The organism is Vibrio sp. THAF190c, assembly GCF_009363355.1.
Taxonomy (GTDB): Bacteria; Pseudomonadota; Gammaproteobacteria; order Enterobacterales; family Vibrionaceae; genus Vibrio; species Vibrio fortis_A.
Window position 1 is genome coordinate 1,659,031 of record NZ_CP045338.1, and the last position, 16,728, is coordinate 1,675,758.

Here is a 16,728-nt window from a genome sequence, read left to right on the forward strand (position 1 = left end):
AATAACAGACATTTAATGAAACCAGTTACCCATCCTTGTTGGCATTAAGTTTGCTTATAGGGTGTGGATAATCAATTTATACCATTTGGCCCAGGAGCCATAAGTCGGTTCACTATGCTTATGGCGGTCTATTCATAACTCATGGACATAATAATAATGAAAGCAATTCCTTTAACTATTGCAGCACTTTCTCTCGTCAGTTACTCAGCTAGCAGCGCTGAAGATACTCAACACATCAAACTCGCTACAACAACCAGTACCTACCATTCAGGTCTACTTGATTTCTTACTGCCAGAATTTGAGAAAGATTCGGGTATCAAGGTTGACGTAATTGCTGCAGGTACAGGCAAATCTCTGCGCATGGGCGAGAACGGTGACGTTGATCTGGTTATGACACACGCACCAAAGGCGGAAGCGAACTTTGTTGAGAAAGGCTACGGCGTTCTTCCTCGCAAACTGATGTATAACGATTTCGTTATTGTTGGCCCTCAAAAAGACCCAGCAAAAATCGTTTCTCAAAACGACGTTGCTGACGTATTTAAGTCTATTGCAACTAACAATGTGACTTTCGTTTCTCGTGGTGACGACTCAGGTACGCACAAAAAAGAGATGGGCATCTGGGCTCAAACGAAGATGGAACCAAACTTCGGTGGTTATCGCAGTGTAGGTCAAGGCATGGGCCCAACACTGAATATGGCGTCTGAAATGCAGGGCTACACCATGACTGACCGTGGTACTTGGCTTGCGTACCAAAACAAACTAGACCTGAAGATTCTTTTCCAAGGTGACAAGAACCTATTCAACCCTTACCAAGTGATTCTTGTTAACCCAGAGCGCTACCCGAGCATCAATTATCAAGCAGCAAAAACATTCAGTGATTGGTTGGTAAATCCGAAAGGACAAAAGCTGATCAACGAGTTTAAGCTTCATGGTAAGCAGCTATTTGTCGCGAGTGCTGAATAAAACACTGCGAATTGTCTCTGGTTGCGATATGAGCTGCTTATATCGTCGCTGGCGAAGCTCGCAACAGACCATATTCGCAAAAGACAATATTCGTAACGGACAATGTCTGTAACTGACAAAGCTATACTGGAACTAAACGCGGGGCCTCCGCGCAAAAGAGATACATCATGACCCTATGGCAAACAACGCTGGATGCACTGAACTTACTTGTGAGCTTTGACCACGAACTGTGGCAAATTGTCGCAGTGTCATTCAGCGTTTCTCTGTCGGCAATTTCACTGGTTATCGTACCTGCAATTGTCATGGCTTTTTTGCTCGCCTATACAGAGTTTCCCGGTAAGTGGAGCTTGCTCTCTATCATTAATACTCTACAAGCGATCCCTACAGTCGTGATTGGTCTATTAATGTACATGATGCTATCTCGCTCTGGCCCTTTGGGTGATTGGCAAATGCTTTTCACCCAAAAGGCTATGATTCTAGGTCAGATGCTAATCTGCTTCCCTATACTTGTCTCTATGATGCATGGTGCGCTTCAAGCGAGTGACCGACGTGCCGTTGAAACTGCTCGCACTTTGGGCGTTTCGACTTTCCGTATCGCCTCAACATTGATTTGGGAAACACGCTTCCCACTTCTCGCTGCGACCATTGCTGCCTTTTCACGAATTGTTACTGAGGTTGGCTGTTCGATGATGGTGGGTGGAAACATCATGGGCATGACAAGAAATATCCCAACGGCCATCGCGATGGAAAGCCATAAGGGTGCATTCGCGCAAGGTGTTGCTTTGGGTATGGTGTTATTAGCATTGGCACTGGTTTTAAACTTTTTCCTTTCGAGTGTGAGAGGAAAAGGCTACTTAAGAACATAGGAATGCTGTCATGAGTATAAAAATAACAACGCAGCAAGTTTCAATGCGCTACAAAGAGCGCGTTCTTTTTCATATCCCTGAGCTGTCCATCGGTCCAAACGATGCGATCTATCTAAAGGGCGACAATGGCGTCGGTAAAACGACCCTACTTAAAATCTTATCTGGCTTAGTAAAACCGACGTCAGGAAAAATCCAAACAGCGCATCATAGTTGGAAAGGTACCCTATTCCCTCGCTCTAAATTCAAAGACATTATCTACCTACATCAAACGCCTTATTTGTTTGATGGCACTGTGTATCAAAATGTCGCTTATGGCATTCGTTTTAACAAAGAGTCACAAAAAGATAAGCGAGCTCAAATAATCAATGCGTTGAGAATGGTAGGTTTAGAGACCCTAGCAGATGAACACATCTCTGTTTTATCTGGTGGGGAACGTCAACGAGTTGCGATGGCAAGGGCCTGGATTTTAAAACCCTCTATCCTACTTATGGACGAACCAAGCGCATCATTAGATAAAGAATCTATTGAAAGATTGGTCATTATGGCCGAAGATCTTCTTCAACGTGGCGCAAGTTTGGTGATAACAAGCCACCAAACCAATGCTCTGACCGATCTATGCAAAAAACAGTGGTGGATTAAAGATAACTCTTTGACTGAATCACCATTGCTGCAAATTATTAAAAAAGACAAAGCACAAGAGAATATTTATGCTGCTTCCAACGCAAACTAGTTGGGTTATCTTAGCTGGCGGACAAGCGAGCAGAATGGGTGGACGCGACAAAGGTCTCGTCGAGTTAAACGGTCGTCCACTTATTCAATACGTTATCGACAAATTGTCGCAACAAAACGTCTCTATCACCATTAATGCCAATCGCAACCAAGAGCGCTATCAAGACTTCGCGCCTGTGGTTTCTGATTCCTTTCCTGATTATCCGGGACCGCTGGGCGGTATCCATGCAGGACTGAAAAATGCCGACACCGACTGGGTCGGCTTTGTTCCTTGTGACAGCCCGCAAATCAACGAAGATCTAGTCGCTCGTTTCTGTGCTGCGGTTAACCCTGACAGCGATATTTTGGTTGCTCACGACGGCGAATTTAAACAGCCAGTATTTACTCTATTCCATAAGCGCGTATTACCTAGGTTAGAAGCATTCCTAGAGCGTGGCGATCGCAAGATCATTCTGCTCTATAAAGATTGTGTTACCGAGTTTGTCGACTTTAGCGACTCGCCAAACTGCTTCGTAAACCTTAATACACCAGAAGAACTCACCCAATTTGGTACGCTTCAATAATGAATGATTCAAAACAACGCCCTAACCTTCCGCTACTAGGCTTTGCTGCCTACAGTGGCACTGGAAAAACAACTCTACTTGAAGCTCTGCTGCCAATGTTGACCGAGTCAGGTCTGCGCATTGGTGTTCTCAAACATGCGCACCACGACTTTGATGTCGATAAGCCTGGTAAAGATAGCTATCGCTTACGAAAAGCAGGTGCTGGCCAAATGCTGATCTCTTCTAGAAAACGTCACGTGTTGATGACTGAGACCCCTGAAGCTGAAACCGATTTTGACTACTTACTGACTCGCTTCGATACAGACAAATTGGATCTCATTCTGGTTGAAGGGTGTAAAAATATTGCGTTTCCTAAGATAGAGCTGCACCGAGAAGAAGTTGGTAAACCTTGGTTGTACTCTAACGACAGCAACATCATAGCTATTGCAGCTGATATTCAAGTTGAATCTAAGCTTCCTCAAATGTCTATTAATGATCTGGAATCGATTCGCGACTTTATTATCAACTACGCAAAAGACTTCAATCCAACCTCAGTCAGTTGCCAATCAAAACCATCGAAAGCACCGGCAGTGTGTTGTGACTCTTTCTCACCAGCGGGTTTGAGTGTCACACAAGGTCAAGAGAAGATCTTAGACAGCATCACTACAGAAAAGCTCAGCGAAAACGTTGCGGTTGAATCCGCTTATGGTCGCGTGTTAGCTGAAGATGTTGTTTCTCCAATTAACGTTCCGCAAAACACAAACTCAGCAATGGATGGTTACGCTATCCGTGGTGACGATCTTGACCAAGAACAGTATCATGTTGTCGCTGAGGTTTTCGCTGGGCACAGTTACGATCAAGAGATTCAAAAAGGCCAAGCGGTTAAAATCATGACGGGCGCACCAACACCAATTGCGGGTGATACTGTCATCATGCGAGAGCAAGCGGTTCAAGAAGGTGATTTTGTTCGTTTCCCTGACGCAAAAATCGATGTAGGCCAAAATGTTCGTATGGCGGGCGAAGACTTATCAGTTGGCCAAGCTGTATTCACGCAAGGCACACGCATTGAAGCACCTGAAATGGGCATGATGGCGTCGCTAGGTTTTGCAACCTGCCCTGTTCTTCGCAAAGTTAAGGTTGGTATCTTCTCTACCGGTGATGAAGTTCAAGCTCCTGGCACTCCGCAACAAGCGAATTCTATTTACGACTCAAACCGTTTCACCATTATTGGCATGCTACAGAAGCTAGGGTGTGAGATTGTCGATTACGGCATCATCGAAGACGACCAGCAAAAAATGACGGAAGTTCTGCACTCTGCTGCGTTAGAGACAGACATGGTCCTAACTTCAGGTGGTGTATCGGTTGGTGACGCTGATTACATTAAGCTTGCTCTTGATGAGCTAGGTGAGATTAACTTCTGGCGTATCAACATGCGCCCGGGTCGCCCGCTTGCTTACGGTAAGATTGAGCAAACACCTTTCTTTGGGTTACCGGGTAACCCAGTGGCGGTAATGGTCTCCTTCATTAACTTTGTTGAGCCAGCGATCCGCAAACTTCAAGGTCAAACAAACTGGACACCAGTGAAAGCCAATGCGATTGCGACAGAACAACTTCGTTCTCGCCAAGGCCGTACTGAATTTAGCCGCGGTGTGTTCTCAATGAATGAGCACGGCCAACTCGAAGTCCGCACAACAGGCAAACAAGGCTCTGGCATTCTACGTTCAATGAGCGAAGCAAACTGCTTGATTGAGATCTCTCCTTCTGTTGATACGGTTAAAGTTGGTGAAACCGTAACGGTTATTCCACTTCAAGGACGTATCTAACGGCATCAAAAGCGAAGCTATTTATAGTTTCGCTTTTATATCTCGACTCATTAAACAGTCCATATAATAACCTTTCACCACTATTTTCGGTTTAGGTTTGCTTTACTAAACAACTAATTCCGCCTTAACCTTGAGAGTGTGTAAGATTTTCTGTAGAGTTCGCGAAAATCCTAGATTCAACTGGAGAGCACCATGGCTCGTACTATTCTGTATACCTATAAAGATGAAGACAAAGAGTTGCTGTTTTCAAAACAACAACACCGCACGATCCAAGAAGCTGTTGCTGCGGCTGAAGGCATCGACATCACTGAGTATTTAAAAACAGAGCAACAGCTTGAGTTGATTTCAGATACTAAAGCGGTTCGTAACTACCAAGACAACTACTTCCGTAAGCTAGGCTTCACAAAGCTTACACTGAAGCAAAAAGAAAACTTGGGTGTTGGTAAAAAGAACAAGTAGCTCTTAGCTTCTTGATTCTGATTGCTCGTTTTGAACACCAAATAATAAAAAATGCCGCAACCTCTTCAGAGATTGCGGCATTTTTATTTCGTCGATTTAACCTAAGAATTACTTAAGGTTAAGGAATGCTGCGCCACGAACACCGCCAGAATCGCCGTGTTTCGCTTTGATGATCTTCGGACACTTAGCAACTGAAAGCAGGTACTTTGGAATACGCTTTGGCATCTCTTCGTAAATCAATTCGAAGTTTGATAGACCGCCACCCAGTGCAACTACGTGTGGATCCAGTGCAGTAAATAGGTTAGCAAAACAAATAGCTAGAAGCTCCATGAAACGTTCTACATGCTCTACTGCTTTCTCTTCACCTTCAGCGTGCGCTTTGATGATGTCGATAGCTTTCTTCTTCTCGCCGTAGTAGTGCTCATAGATTAGCTCGAAGCCACGGCCAGATAGGTAGCTATCTAAACAGCCTTTCTTACCACAACCACAGCCTAGAAGCGGTGCGTTTTCACCAAGGTGTAGCCATGCATCTAGCGGTAAACGCATATGACCAAGTTCACCAGCAACGTGGTTACGACCTGAGAATACTTTGCCATCAAAGATTAAACCGCCACCAAAGCCAGTACCTAGGATTAGACCTGCTACTGATGGTTCGTCTTGAAGCTCTTCATCCCAAGCTTCTGAAAGTGCAAAACAGTTTGCGTCGTTTTCAATTTTAACGCTACGGCCAATACGAGCTTCCAGGTCTTTACGCAGTGGTTTACCTGTTGAAGCAGGAACGTTAACAACCAACATTGTACCGTCGTCCGCGTTTTCCATACCTGGTAGACCTAAACCGATTTTACCTTCACATGAGAACTCACTGTCGTACTTCTCAACTAGGCCAGCAATCGTGTCGATCAGCTGCTGGTAAGAGTCTGTAGGTGTTGGCACACGTTCTGTTGCCACACGTTCTAGTTTCTCATTGAATGCACCAAATTCAATCTTAGTGCCGCCAACATCAAAGCCGTAATACATCAAATCTCTCCAATTTTTCCCTAAATCTGGGACAATATAAAAGTCACTGCGGGTTATTATCCATAACACTCCCCCTACAAACCGTGATAGATGACAAACTTATTCTTTGATTGGGTCCGTTTGAACAAGTTGTCAGCACATGCGGTGTCAGGCTTAGAGCGACGTCTCACTTTCACAATAATCGATATAAGCATTTAAGCTAGGTTTTGTTTGGTCCGACTTGTAGCGGGTTTTACTTAGCATGTAGCTCTCTCTAAACGCTTCAAACCACATTTGTAGTGTCTTTGCGCCCTGCTCTTCGCCAGCTTGCTTCAATACCAAGCTCGCTACTTCTGCCGTTGATAAATGCTGCTCGTTGTCCGACTTGCGCATCATGTATTGCGATACCGATTCTGGCTCAATAGATAACACAGGTAGGTGTTGCAAATACTCTGAGCGACGGAAAATACGACGAGCTTCGCGCCAACTGCCATCAATAAAGATCAGCAGCAGTGTTTTATTTGGATCGCGCATCGCCGGAAGATCTTGAACCACTCGGTTCTTATCGTCCGTATAGTCTTCAGGGAACACGATTACCGGTTGGTATTTTTCGTCTTTTAAGACGGCGAGCATCTCTGGGTTTGGCTCGGTTCTGTGCCAAAGATAGACGTGGCTGTCTTTGACGGTGTCTACAATAAGTCGACCCGTATTGCTCGGTTTAAGAACTTCGTTATCAGATAAGATCAACATAGTCGCGACATTGGTTTCAATATCAGGCTGATGGTCACAGATACAGTGACCTTGTTCGATCTTACAATATTCGCAGCGAACCACCTTACAACCTCGTGCTTTAAAAGGTCGAGTAGAGAGGGACAAACGATGTTGATAAAGATGGTGAAAAGCGTGAATTCTCATGGTGTTTAACGATAGCTCTAGAAAAGTGGTGCGATTGTACTTAGAGTGAATGGATAATGATAGAAGGAATTCCTATGCAAGACCCCTCTTTGCTTCGCCTTGCCTGCTTTGTCACCGCTTTTGTCGGCTGTGCTTTATGGGAAGCGTATTCTCCACGTAAGCAGCTTACCCAGAGCAAATGGTTCCGCTGGAGTAACAATTTTGCTCTAGTGGCGCTCAATAGTGTGTTACTCGCCACTTTGATTCCCATTGCTGCGTTCCAATCTGCGCTCATTGCCGAACAAAACCAGTGGGGCCTGTTCAACCAGATTTCGCTCCCAGCGCCTTTGGTCGTGATACTGTGCGTTTTATTGTTGGACTGCGCTATTTACCTGCAACATCTGGTATTTCATCGAATCCCAATACTATGGCGTTTGCACCGTGTTCATCATGCTGATTTGGATATTGACGTCACCACAGGAACACGATTTCACCCAATTGAGATGATTCTATCAATGTTGATTAAGATCAGCTTGGTGATGTTACTCGGCGTGCCTGCGCTGGCAGTTATTATTTTTGAAATCGTCTTGAATGCGAGTGCGATGTTTAACCACAGCAATGCCAAACTACCGCTGGCGATAGACAGAGTTTTGCGCAGATGGATAGTGACACCAGACATGCATCGCGTTCACCATTCTGTGATTGTTAAAGAGACCCACTCTAATTTCGGTTTCTTTCTATCAGTCTGGGATATATGGTTTAAAACCTATCGCGCACAGCCCCAACTTGGACACGATAAAGTTCAAATAGGCGTTCCTGAGATCCAAGATAGTAAAGAGCAACGATTGGACAAAATGTTGCGCCAGCCATTCATCAAACAGAACTAAGTATTTAACGAGTCCAAAAACCCAAAAGGACCGATTATCGTATCGATAGCCGGTCCTTTTCTATTTAACTTACTTGAAAGGCTTTAGCTCAAAACATACTTATGTAGCATCGCTTGTTGGTGACCTGCGATATCTGCAACCTGCTCCGAACTTTCGATCATCGACTCCAGTTGCATCTTGGTGTTTTCACCTTGCTCAGAGACTCGTGTAATGGATTGTGTCACATCAACCGTGGCACGCGCCTGCTCTTCTGTCGCCACCATGATTTGCTCAACACGTCCTTTGATTTGAGCTACAGCGACCTCAATCTTCTCGAATGCTTGCTTAACATCACTGCTCGTTTGAAGTGCGTTGGCCATTTCACTGCGTGATTCAATCACAGACTCCTTAGAACGATCAGCGGCAGCGATTAGCTCTGTCATCATACTGCGGATGTTGGTCGTTTGCTGGGAAGTACCACTCGCCAGTTTACGAACTTCATCTGCGACTACCGCGAAGCCTCGACCTTGCTCACCAGCTCTTGCTGCTTCGATCGCTGCATTGAGTGCCAGTAAATTTGTATTCTCGGCAATACCGCTGATCATATCCACCATTTCGCGGATCTGCTTTACGCGACCATCGAGTTCATCCATCGACTCTTCATTGACACTGAGTGTCTTCTCGAGCGCATGCAATCGCTGTTGGTTCAGACCGACCACTTGGCTGCCATTTACAGATTCGGTCTCAGCCAACTGCGCGTCGTCGTTTGACGCATTCGATATACGCGCAATTTCGCTGATCGATGCCTCTAATTGAGTGATCGTCGTAATCATATTTTGCAATGACTCATTTTGCGCGTTCAAACTTTGGTTGGTTTGTTCTGCTGCATCATGACTTACCTCGGCAGTTTGATAGAGGGTTTCGCAGTTACGAGTCACCGAACTGACCGACTCCGCCGTTGATTCAACAACAATGTTGAGCTTTGAGGTAATAACTTGCAGTTCGTATGGACCTTTAGGCTCAGACTTCTTTGAAAAATCATGTTCAGCCAATAGCGCCAAGTGCTGCTTAATGTTCTTAAGCCCTTTGTTTACCCAACGTTGAAGTACGAACCCAGAAATCAAAATGATCATAGTGATTACTGTACCGCTAATAATTAGCACTCTATCAATGTTACTGATCGTGCTATTTACTACCGACTCGCTCTCATCGATGAGGTTTGATGCCTCTTCAGACAAGGTGTTGAGGCTTATAATCACTCGGTTTGCAGTTGCCATCACTTGAGCAAGTTCTTGCTTTTGCTCTTCAACCAAGGCAAGTCTGGCGAGTATGTTTTTAATGATTCCCTGTTCCTCAAAGCCGTCAGATACCATCTGATAAGCGGCGACAAGGCTGGTGAAGTCTTTCACATCCGGATGCCACTCAGAAAAGTCATCATAAGCGAGGTTCATGCCCGCCAAGCGGTTACGTAACTGTCGATACTCAGATTCTGCTTTATCCATCTCTTCGTGCATCATCAACATCAAGAATGAACTTTCCATCGCGCTTACACTCGACACAAAACGGTTCGCAGCGTCCGTTGACTCAGGGTTACCTTCTGCTAAGAAAGAACTTATACGGCTCATTTCTGGCCCTGCAGAGCTTACACCATAACGAAATGGCTCAACTTGCTTATTGATGACACTCTGTATGGCTTGAATGTCGATCTGCATGGTTAAGACAAGGGATGTCATGGCCTGCAGTTGCGTCATGTCTGAGAGAAGCTGCTCTTTTTCCTGTGGTGAGATAGCTTCAGGAAAATGTTTCGTGATTAACAACAACTCTTGCAGCATAGCGTTTGAGTTGTCGGAGAGTGTTTGAATCGACGACTTGGTTGAATTGAGCTGTGTAAGATCAGAAGACTGAGTGCTGTAACCCAATAATTTAACTTGCTCTAGTACATTTTGTGTCAGCTTGGCATTATTGAGTGCAAGCGGTAATACTTGTTCAGAAAGCGTATCAAAGTAGCCGCCAACTCGCTCGACCCCTTTTATGCTTACCATAGATAGAAAGACAACAAGCAGTAAGATTACGCAGAAGATACTGCTGACGGTTTGTATGAGAGAAAAAGTAAAACGAGCGGGTTGATTAGTTACATTTTTATCAGGCATTGTTGTTCCGATTTAGGTACGGTGTGTGGCATCCTTTCTAAGCTCGGTATACTAAGTTTCATTTATGACACTTATATTTCATAAACTTTTCAGAAGAGTTACAGATTGCAATTAATTCAAAGAGTTATATTATCAGTCGCAATAATAGGTGTCGTAGGATGCTCTTCGTCGCCTGATTTCAACGATCCTGCGCCTAACAATCAAACACTTTCACCACAAGAGAAACAAACGACTCAAGCGTACATGAGCGTTTACAAAGAGTGGCAAGGTGTTCCCTATCGCTTTGGCGGCACGTCTTATAACGGTATAGATTGTTCGGCATTCGTTCAGGTTGCGGTACTCAATGCAACCCAACAGGCATTACCAAGAACAACGCTAGATCAAAGTAAACAAGGAGTTGAGATAGCTTACGAGCAAGCTAAGAGTGGTGATTTGGTGTTTTTCAAAACGTCACCAAAGGTAAGACACGTAGGCGTTTATCTGGGCAACAAACAGTTCTTACATGCTTCGACGTCTAAGGGCGTGATTATTTCAAGATTGGATAACCCTTACTGGGCTTCAGCATTTTGGCACTTTAGAAGACTCTAACCTGGTCAGGCAGAGTATTAGAAATGGGTATTGGCGAACGTCAATTGAACTATCCGCCAATTACTCTGAGTGAATCGAGTTTCGTTTTAGTCGTACGTAGCAACTGCCGTATCAAAAAGGTTTTTCACAAGAGCGATATACTCGTCTAGAAAAACAATTTGTTCATTGGTTGCTTTCTTAGCCCAAACACCCGCTAACACTTCACCTAGGTCGGCAACAACGGCATCTGCTTCTTTCAGCAACTGGAATCGAACACTGGAGTGCATCTCAGGATTTTGTTCAAAGATCGCCATGATATTCGTTGAAATCATGTCAGTTACGATATCTTCAACACTCTCTGAGCCCGTATCACCTTTGTCACTTGTAAATACGTCCAAATTAAACGACAAGTGTTCAATCAAAGCTAAATAACCATCGGTTTCTACAACCACAATACTTCTCCGTTTAAGCTCAATGGTAAATTCGTCACAACGATAACCTACAATACTAGGCGAACTCTCAGTATTGTCATTAACTAATTGTTTGATTTGCTAATAAATCGCTCGACCTTGCGTCTAAATGCTCAAAATTAACTCAGAAGTAGTAACTCCCGGGTTTACGTTGTGAGTAAAGTACAGTGTACTTTCACAGATTAAACCAAACGTTCGTCTTTTATCGCGACTTGACTCATTAAAACATAGTTTTTTAAATCACAAATTGATTTACACAAATGATTCGAGCTTTAACAGCAATCTGGTTTATAGGTCGTCTCAATTGTGAGATTGATTCCATTCTCGCCGTTATAGAACGATGTTTAAGATTAGGGCTAAAGGTCACAATTCTCGTAATTGCTTGGCTTAAGAGCAAATAACAACTAAGAACATTGACGCATACGTCTATAAATAGTGGAAATTTATCCTAAACTATTGCGTATACCCACGTTCTTTGAGGATTTCCTATGTGGCAGGCCATTTCTCAACAACTTTCAGACACCCTTCTTTTTAACTTTCCAATTACTGAGCGCATAAAGGTATCAGGTGGTGACATTAACGATTGCTACATGATTACTGATGGTAACGAACGTTACTTCGTTAAAGTGAACCAAAGAGAGTTTATTAATAAGTTTGAAATTGAAGCTGAAAACCTACGATTGTTGCGAAATACCTCTACCGTTTACGTGCCAGAACTGGTGCTGATAGGTACCACAAAAGAAAGCTCTTTTATTATTCTCAATTACTTACCGACCAAACCTCTGGATACTGGCAACAACGGATTTGATTTTGGTGTAGCACTTGCCAAACTCCATCTTTGGGGAGAACAAAAAGAGTTTGGTTACGACCAAGACAATTATATCGGCAGCACGCTTCAGCCCAACCCTTGGCATAAAAAGTGGGGACGCTTTTTCTCGGAGCAACGCATTGGATTCCAGTTACAACTCCTTAAAGAAAAAGGCATTGAGTTTGGGGATATTGATGAGATTGTTGATGTCGTAAACACTAAGTTAGCTGGCCACAATCCAACGCCTTCTCTACTGCATGGTGACCTTTGGCACGGTAATGTAGCGACATCTGCATTTGGCCCTATCTGCTATGACCCTGCATGTTACTGGGGCGACCGTGAGTGTGATATTGCGATGTCGGAATTGTTTGGTGGTTTTCCAGAAGAGTTTTATCAAGGCTATCAAAGCGTCTCTCCGCTCGACGTCGACTATAATATTCGAAAAGACATTTATAACTTGTACCATCTTCTCAATCATTGCAATCAGTTTGGCGGTAGTTATCTAGAACAAACGGAAGCACATGTTCAGAAGATTCTGGCTGTTTAAGTTGCTGTGAGGAGATTCGATCATGAACAACTACACTGAAAAGTACGTGTCTTGTCCACACTGCGGACACTCTATCGGAATTACACTTGATGCTTCAAATGGAAGCCAAGACTTTTATGATGACTGCCCTGCCTGTTGCAATGCGATCCATCTCGACATGCAAGTCGATGAAGTAAGGAACACAATCAATTTATCTATTGATGCCGACGACGAACAAGTATTTTAGTTCGCCATAAGGCTACTAAGCTTACTAAAACAAAGAGCACGTAATGACGTGCTCTTTTTGATTCGATTATTGCTGTCCGTACTGCTAATTTATCTATTTTGATTCGCCAATACACGCTCAACGGTGTCGACAATGGCTTGCGTCTGCGGGTCAAACTCAATGTTTACTTGGTCGCCTACTTCTCGGCTACCAAACAGGGTGCGATTGAGAGTTTCTGGAATGAGATGCACTGAAAAACGATTCTCTTCTACTTCACCAATGGTGAGTGAGCAGCCATCGATACCGATGTAACCTTTACTCAATACGTACTTCATTGATTCTGGAGGCAACTCAAACCAAATTGTGCGGTTGTTTTCTGTCTTAATCACATCAACGATGTCTGCGACTAGAGTGATGTGCCCTGACATGCTGTGGCCGCCAATCTCATCACCGAATTTTGCAGCGCGTTCAACGTTAACCAAGTCGCCTTCCTTTAAACGGCCAAGGTTGGTTAGCCTTAACGTTGCTTGCATCAAATCAAAAGAGATTCGAGTTCCGTTGATCTCCGTTACCGTTAAGCAGCACCCGTTGTGAGCCACAGAAGCACCAATTGTCAGGCCTTCGACCATGTCATCACTCAGCTCAATAACATGAGTTTGGAACATCTCTTTCTTTTCTATAGCAACTAAGGTCGCCATGCCTTGCACGATACCTGTAAACATAATATTCCCGTTTTGTGTTGTCACGTCACAGTTTTTCATAGCAGTTGTAGTGACATTTCTTTATTATTCGCCCAGTGGCGCATTACGATCAGTATCTCTGATTCATTCTGAATGTCCATCCCTAAGTATCTAATCTTATTATCTTCTAGCTGGAGTCCTTTGTGCATCGTTACAAAACAGAAGCATCAAACTTAATAAAACTCGCGACACCGGTACTCATAGCCTCTGTTGCTCAAACCGGTATGGGCTTTGTCGATACTGTAATGGCCGGTGGTGTTAGTGCCATCGATATGGCTGCGGTATCTATTGCTGCTAGTATTTGGCTACCTTCTATTCTGTTCGGTGTCGGTTTGTTGATGGCTCTGGTTCCTGTGGTTGCACAGCTCAATGGTTCTGGTCGCCAAGAAAAGATCTCCTTTGAGATTCAACAAGGCGCTGTTATGGCCCTGCTTATCTCAATACCAATTGTTGGGGTGTTGTTTCAAACCCAAGGCATTCTCAATTTAATGGATGTCGAGCCGCTGATGGCAGCAAAAACCAATGGCTACATGCACGCTGTGATGTATGCGGTACCCGCGTTTCTGTTATTTCAGACGCTTCGCAGCTTCACAGATGGTATGTCGCTAACCAAGCCTGCGATGGTAATCGGTTTTATCGGTTTGTTACTCAACATTCCTCTTAACTGGATGTTCGTGTACGGCAAATTGGGTGCCCCTGCACTGGGTGGTGTTGGTTGTGGTGTAGCAACGGCCATTGTTTATTGGGTGATGTTTGCCTTACTTCTCGGTTATGTGGTGACATCAAAGCGCCTCGCTAAAATTAACCTGTTCGGTCAGTTCCACAAGCCGCAGTTAAAAGCTCAGGTGCGCCTGTTTAAACTTGGGTTTCCTGTCGCAGCAGCTCTGTTTTTTGAAGTAACGCTTTTTGCCGTTGTAGCGCTGTTGGTTGCGCCATTGGGTCCTATGATTGTTGCGGCTCACCAAGTTGCCATCAACTTCTCTTCTTTGGTGTTCATGTTACCAATGAGTGTTGGTGCAGCTGTTAGTATTCGTGTTGGTCACAAGCTTGGTGAAAACAACACGGAAGGCGCAAAAATCGCGACCCATGTTGGTATCTTAGTTGGCTTAGCGATGTCTCTAGCGACAGCATTCATTACTGTTGTGTTCCGTGAGCAGATCGCTCTTCTTTATACTGAAAACCAAGCGGTTATTACTATTGCGATGCAATTGCTACTGTTTGCAGCGGTATACCAGTGTACAGATGCGATTCAAGTTATCGCAGCGGGTGCACTGCGTGGCTACAAAGATATGCGTTCTATCTTCAATCGTACTTTCATCGCGTATTGGATTCTAGGTTTGCCACTTGGTTACATTCTAGGTATGACGGATTGGATTGTTGAACCGATGGGAGCTCACGGTTTCTGGACGGGCTTCATTGTTGGCCTATCTTCCGCGGCTCTATTGCTTGGTTTGAGACTGCGCTGGATGCATAAACAAGACGACACCGTTCAGCTGGCCTTCAGCGAGCGCTAAGTTCCAGAAGCCTATTCATCATGACGACAAAGAGCCCCGTATCAAGGGCTCTTTTAGTATTCGTCTTTCTCTCTAATAAAACGGGCAAATTTAGGTTTACCGTTTTGTGTGTACCCATTGTAGCGGAACGTTATTCGACTGCCGATTTGTGGTGGATCTAACCGCATCTCATCGGTGAACCCAGTACCAATATAGAATTGCACGCCTTTCTCGGTATGAACTAATAATGAGCCCATCATTCCCGAATATTTACCCGTTCCACTCTTGTAACCAACGACAATCGCTTCTGCGTCATGGTGTCGTTTCAATTTGAGTAGATCGTTACTTCGTCCAGCTTGATAACGGCTGGTGATTTTTCGCAGCATGATTCCTTCGCCCTTTTCGTTATCAATATTATCCAGCTGCATGTAAAGAGCGGCTTCGCTCTCGATTGGGTAATGCTCTACATAGTGAATGTGTTTTCGGTTGATCCGTTTCACCCAGTCAATAATGTTGTAATAGCGCTTTTGATAGTCGCCGGCGGCACCGGGCATATCAAACAGCATAAATTCGATCTGACTCCATGCTTTATCTATAGGTGTGGTATCGAGAACGGTTGACTGAACGATGTGGAAACGATCTCTTCCGGCCCAAAGTTCTCCTTCTAAACGTATCGGGGGTAATGGGTCTGTAAACCAAGCTGGTGCGTAAATACGATTGCCGTTACGAGTATAGAGGTGCTCTCCATCCCAAATAGCTCTTACACCATCAAGCTTTTCGCTCTGCCAATACTCGTTAATATCAATGTGTTGATCGTAATGGTTAGCGAGCATGACCTGATAGGTCGGTTGGATGTTCGCACTGGTTGGGGTTGAAAAGGCCAGTAAGGTAGCAATAGTCAGTTTATTTAATGTCATCATCATTCCATGATTGAACGTCATGCTTTTATTTAAGAACGCACCTAGATAAGTTTCACCGCCTGTATGGTTCTGATGCGACACACTCACCAAAACTATAATTGCCGTCGTTTCATTTGCATTTCGTATGTGTTGTTGCCCCCATGAAGCCCACTCTTTTTCATTCTCATATTGAGAAAGCATCTTTTCCTATTCTGAGAAAGTGGCTAAACAAATATTAAGCCATTGAAAATTAAAGAAAATAAAATTGGCACAGAGTCTGCATTGTGGTAGGAAACTAAAAAGAAAAGTAACAGCTTCAAGGAGAGACATCATGGAACTACGCAAAATTGAGCTAAACAATTCAACGCTAACTCTTTCAATTTTTGGTGACTTAGATGCTTCAGGCAGTCGCAAAGTACAACCAGACATTGATGATGTGATTACAAACGACCTTCACCCAGAGGTAGAAATCGATTTCAGCCAAGTGCAGTTTCTAGACTCGTCAGGCGTAGGTGCCATCGTGTACATGTTCAAACGTCTAACGGAACGTGAACGCAATATGCGTTTAGAAAATGTTTCTGGTCAACCTCTGGAAATCATGAACCTACTTCGCATTGGCCATGCTATCCCTGTTAACTCAAAAAAGGCTGCGAATTCATAAAGTTCCACTAAGCTAAAGATGTACATAATTATAATAAAAAAATTCAAAGG

At 44.1% G+C, this 16,728-nt stretch carries 18 protein-coding genes; 12 read left to right on the forward strand and 6 right to left on the reverse strand.

From position 1 onward, the window contains the following. The first annotated feature begins 156 nt into the window (after positions 1 to 156). From FIV04_RS07380 to FIV04_RS07405, 6 genes are all read left to right on the forward strand, one after another. On the forward strand, positions 157 to 963 hold the full coding sequence (locus FIV04_RS07380) for a substrate-binding domain-containing protein (protein ID WP_032549026.1): 807 nt from the start codon (positions 157 to 159) through the stop codon (positions 961 to 963). 167 nt (positions 964 to 1,130) lie between these two features. After that, the gene (locus FIV04_RS07385) at positions 1,131 to 1,829 is read left to right on the forward strand and encodes an ABC transporter permease (protein ID WP_152468708.1); all 699 of its coding nucleotides are present in this window, start codon (positions 1,131 to 1,133) and stop codon (positions 1,827 to 1,829) included. Positions 1,830 to 1,839: 10 nt separating this feature from the next. Then, positions 1,840 to 2,559 carry an energy-coupling factor ABC transporter ATP-binding protein gene (locus tag FIV04_RS07390; RefSeq protein WP_032549024.1) on the forward strand — a complete coding sequence of 240 codons (720 nt, stop codon included), beginning with the start codon at positions 1,840 to 1,842 and terminating at the stop codon, positions 2,557 to 2,559. Next, positions 2,537 to 3,121 carry a molybdenum cofactor guanylyltransferase MobA gene (mobA, locus tag FIV04_RS07395; RefSeq protein ID WP_032549022.1) on the forward strand — a complete coding sequence of 195 codons (585 nt, stop codon included), beginning with the start codon at positions 2,537 to 2,539 and terminating at the stop codon, positions 3,119 to 3,121. The genes FIV04_RS07390 and mobA overlap by 23 nt, the downstream gene beginning before the upstream one ends. After that, positions 3,121 to 4,923: a bifunctional molybdopterin-guanine dinucleotide biosynthesis adaptor protein MobB/molybdopterin molybdotransferase MoeA gene (locus FIV04_RS07400; RefSeq protein ID WP_152468709.1), complete on the forward strand. Its 1,803-nt coding sequence runs from the start codon at positions 3,121 to 3,123 to the stop codon at positions 4,921 to 4,923. Before mobA ends, FIV04_RS07400 begins: the two co-directional genes overlap by 1 nt. 192 nt (positions 4,924 to 5,115) lie before the next feature. Beyond that, positions 5,116 to 5,382, forward strand: a complete 267-nt coding sequence (locus FIV04_RS07405) for a DUF2960 domain-containing protein (RefSeq protein ID WP_032549019.1) — start codon at positions 5,116 to 5,118, stop codon at positions 5,380 to 5,382. A 108-nt stretch (positions 5,383 to 5,490) separates the two neighbouring features. Here the strand turns inward: FIV04_RS07405 and nagK are convergent, their stop codons facing one another. Together nagK and FIV04_RS07415 are read right to left on the reverse strand one after the other, a co-directional pair. Then, positions 5,491 to 6,399, reverse strand: a complete 909-nt coding sequence (gene nagK / locus FIV04_RS07410) for an N-acetylglucosamine kinase (protein ID WP_152468710.1) — start codon at positions 6,397 to 6,399, stop codon at positions 5,491 to 5,493. A 153-nt stretch (positions 6,400 to 6,552) separates the two neighbouring features. Then, entirely contained in the window at positions 6,553 to 7,293 is a 741-nt protein-coding gene (locus FIV04_RS07415) for a tRNA-uridine aminocarboxypropyltransferase (RefSeq protein ID WP_152468711.1), read from the reverse strand. 74 nt (positions 7,294 to 7,367) lie between these two features. Here FIV04_RS07415 and FIV04_RS07420 point away from each other — a divergent pair, with 74 nt between their 5' ends. Then, entirely contained in the window at positions 7,368 to 8,159 is a 792-nt protein-coding gene (locus FIV04_RS07420; protein WP_152468712.1) for a sterol desaturase family protein, read from the forward strand. 83 nt (positions 8,160 to 8,242) lie between these two features. On the opposite strand, the gene FIV04_RS07425 is transcribed toward FIV04_RS07420, so the two are convergent. Then, positions 8,243 to 10,288: a methyl-accepting chemotaxis protein gene (locus tag FIV04_RS07425; RefSeq protein ID WP_152468713.1), complete on the reverse strand. Its 2,046-nt coding sequence runs from the start codon at positions 10,286 to 10,288 to the stop codon at positions 8,243 to 8,245. Between the two features lie 105 nt (positions 10,289 to 10,393). Between FIV04_RS07425 and FIV04_RS07430 the strand changes: the two genes are divergently transcribed. Next, the gene (locus FIV04_RS07430) at positions 10,394 to 10,876 is read left to right on the forward strand and encodes a C40 family peptidase (RefSeq protein ID WP_152468714.1); all 483 of its coding nucleotides are present in this window, start codon (positions 10,394 to 10,396) and stop codon (positions 10,874 to 10,876) included. A gap of 86 nt (positions 10,877 to 10,962) precedes the next feature. Here FIV04_RS07430 and FIV04_RS07435 read toward each other — a convergent pair whose 3' ends face one another. Further along, positions 10,963 to 11,307, reverse strand: a complete 345-nt coding sequence (locus tag FIV04_RS07435) for a DUF3802 family protein (protein ID WP_032549013.1) — start codon at positions 11,305 to 11,307, stop codon at positions 10,963 to 10,965. Between the two features lie 506 nt (positions 11,308 to 11,813). On the opposite strand from FIV04_RS07435, the gene FIV04_RS07440 reads away from it, so the two are divergent. Both FIV04_RS07440 and FIV04_RS07445 read left to right on the forward strand, forming a co-directional pair. Further along, the gene (locus FIV04_RS07440) at positions 11,814 to 12,680 is read left to right on the forward strand and encodes a fructosamine kinase family protein (RefSeq protein WP_152468715.1); all 867 of its coding nucleotides are present in this window, start codon (positions 11,814 to 11,816) and stop codon (positions 12,678 to 12,680) included. Positions 12,681 to 12,702: 22 nt separating this feature from the next. Beyond that, a complete protein-coding gene (locus FIV04_RS07445) occupies positions 12,703 to 12,906 on the forward strand; it encodes a CPXCG motif-containing cysteine-rich protein (RefSeq protein ID WP_084181786.1) in 204 nt (67 codons plus the stop codon). Positions 12,907 to 12,995: 89 nt separating this feature from the next. Here the strand turns inward: FIV04_RS07445 and FIV04_RS07450 are convergent, their stop codons facing one another. After that, on the reverse strand, positions 12,996 to 13,607 hold the full coding sequence (locus tag FIV04_RS07450) for a riboflavin synthase subunit alpha (protein ID WP_152468716.1): 612 nt from the start codon (positions 13,605 to 13,607) through the stop codon (positions 12,996 to 12,998). A 161-nt stretch (positions 13,608 to 13,768) separates the two neighbouring features. Here FIV04_RS07450 and FIV04_RS07455 point away from each other — a divergent pair, with 161 nt between their 5' ends. Further along, entirely contained in the window at positions 13,769 to 15,139 is a 1,371-nt protein-coding gene (locus FIV04_RS07455) for an MATE family efflux transporter (RefSeq protein ID WP_152468717.1), read from the forward strand. Positions 15,140 to 15,192: 53 nt separating this feature from the next. Here FIV04_RS07455 and FIV04_RS07460 read toward each other — a convergent pair whose 3' ends face one another. Continuing rightward, positions 15,193 to 16,035, reverse strand: a complete 843-nt coding sequence (locus FIV04_RS07460; RefSeq protein ID WP_152469542.1) for a DNA ligase — start codon at positions 16,033 to 16,035, stop codon at positions 15,193 to 15,195. Positions 16,036 to 16,348: 313 nt separating this feature from the next. On the opposite strand from FIV04_RS07460, the gene FIV04_RS07465 reads away from it, so the two are divergent. Continuing rightward, complete coding sequence (locus FIV04_RS07465; protein WP_150872469.1) at positions 16,349 to 16,678, forward strand: STAS domain-containing protein; 330 nt, start codon at positions 16,349 to 16,351, stop codon at positions 16,676 to 16,678. Positions 16,679 to 16,728 lie beyond the last annotated feature (50 nt).

Bases quoted from the DNA above. Each gene is read 5' to 3' on its own strand.
- FIV04_RS07380 (WP_032549026.1), top strand. From the start codon at position 157: ATGAAAGCAATTCCTTTAACTATTGCAGCACTTTCTCTCGTCAGTTAC.
- FIV04_RS07385 (WP_152468708.1), top strand. From the start codon at position 1,131: ATGACCCTATGGCAAACAACGCTGGATGCACTGAACTTACTTGTGAGC.
- FIV04_RS07390 (WP_032549024.1), top strand. From the start codon at position 1,840: ATGAGTATAAAAATAACAACGCAGCAAGTTTCAATGCGCTACAAAGAG.
- mobA (WP_032549022.1), top strand. From the start codon at position 2,537: ATGCTGCTTCCAACGCAAACTAGTTGGGTTATCTTAGCTGGCGGACAA.
- FIV04_RS07400 (WP_152468709.1), top strand. From the start codon at position 3,121: ATGAATGATTCAAAACAACGCCCTAACCTTCCGCTACTAGGCTTTGCT.
- FIV04_RS07405 (WP_032549019.1), top strand. From the start codon at position 5,116: ATGGCTCGTACTATTCTGTATACCTATAAAGATGAAGACAAAGAGTTG.
- nagK (WP_152468710.1), bottom strand. From the start codon at position 6,399: ATGTATTACGGCTTTGATGTTGGCGGCACTAAGATTGAATTTGGTGCA.
- FIV04_RS07415 (WP_152468711.1), bottom strand. From the start codon at position 7,293: ATGAGAATTCACGCTTTTCACCATCTTTATCAACATCGTTTGTCCCTC.
- FIV04_RS07420 (WP_152468712.1), top strand. From the start codon at position 7,368: ATGCAAGACCCCTCTTTGCTTCGCCTTGCCTGCTTTGTCACCGCTTTT.
- FIV04_RS07425 (WP_152468713.1), bottom strand. From the start codon at position 10,288: ATGCCTGATAAAAATGTAACTAATCAACCCGCTCGTTTTACTTTTTCT.
- FIV04_RS07440 (WP_152468715.1), top strand. From the start codon at position 11,814: ATGTGGCAGGCCATTTCTCAACAACTTTCAGACACCCTTCTTTTTAAC.
- FIV04_RS07445 (WP_084181786.1), top strand. From the start codon at position 12,703: ATGAACAACTACACTGAAAAGTACGTGTCTTGTCCACACTGCGGACAC.
- FIV04_RS07450 (WP_152468716.1), bottom strand. From the start codon at position 13,607: ATGTTTACAGGTATCGTGCAAGGCATGGCGACCTTAGTTGCTATAGAA.
- FIV04_RS07460 (WP_152469542.1), bottom strand. From the start codon at position 16,035: ATGACATTAAATAAACTGACTATTGCTACCTTACTGGCCTTTTCAACC.
- FIV04_RS07465 (WP_150872469.1), top strand. From the start codon at position 16,349: ATGGAACTACGCAAAATTGAGCTAAACAATTCAACGCTAACTCTTTCA.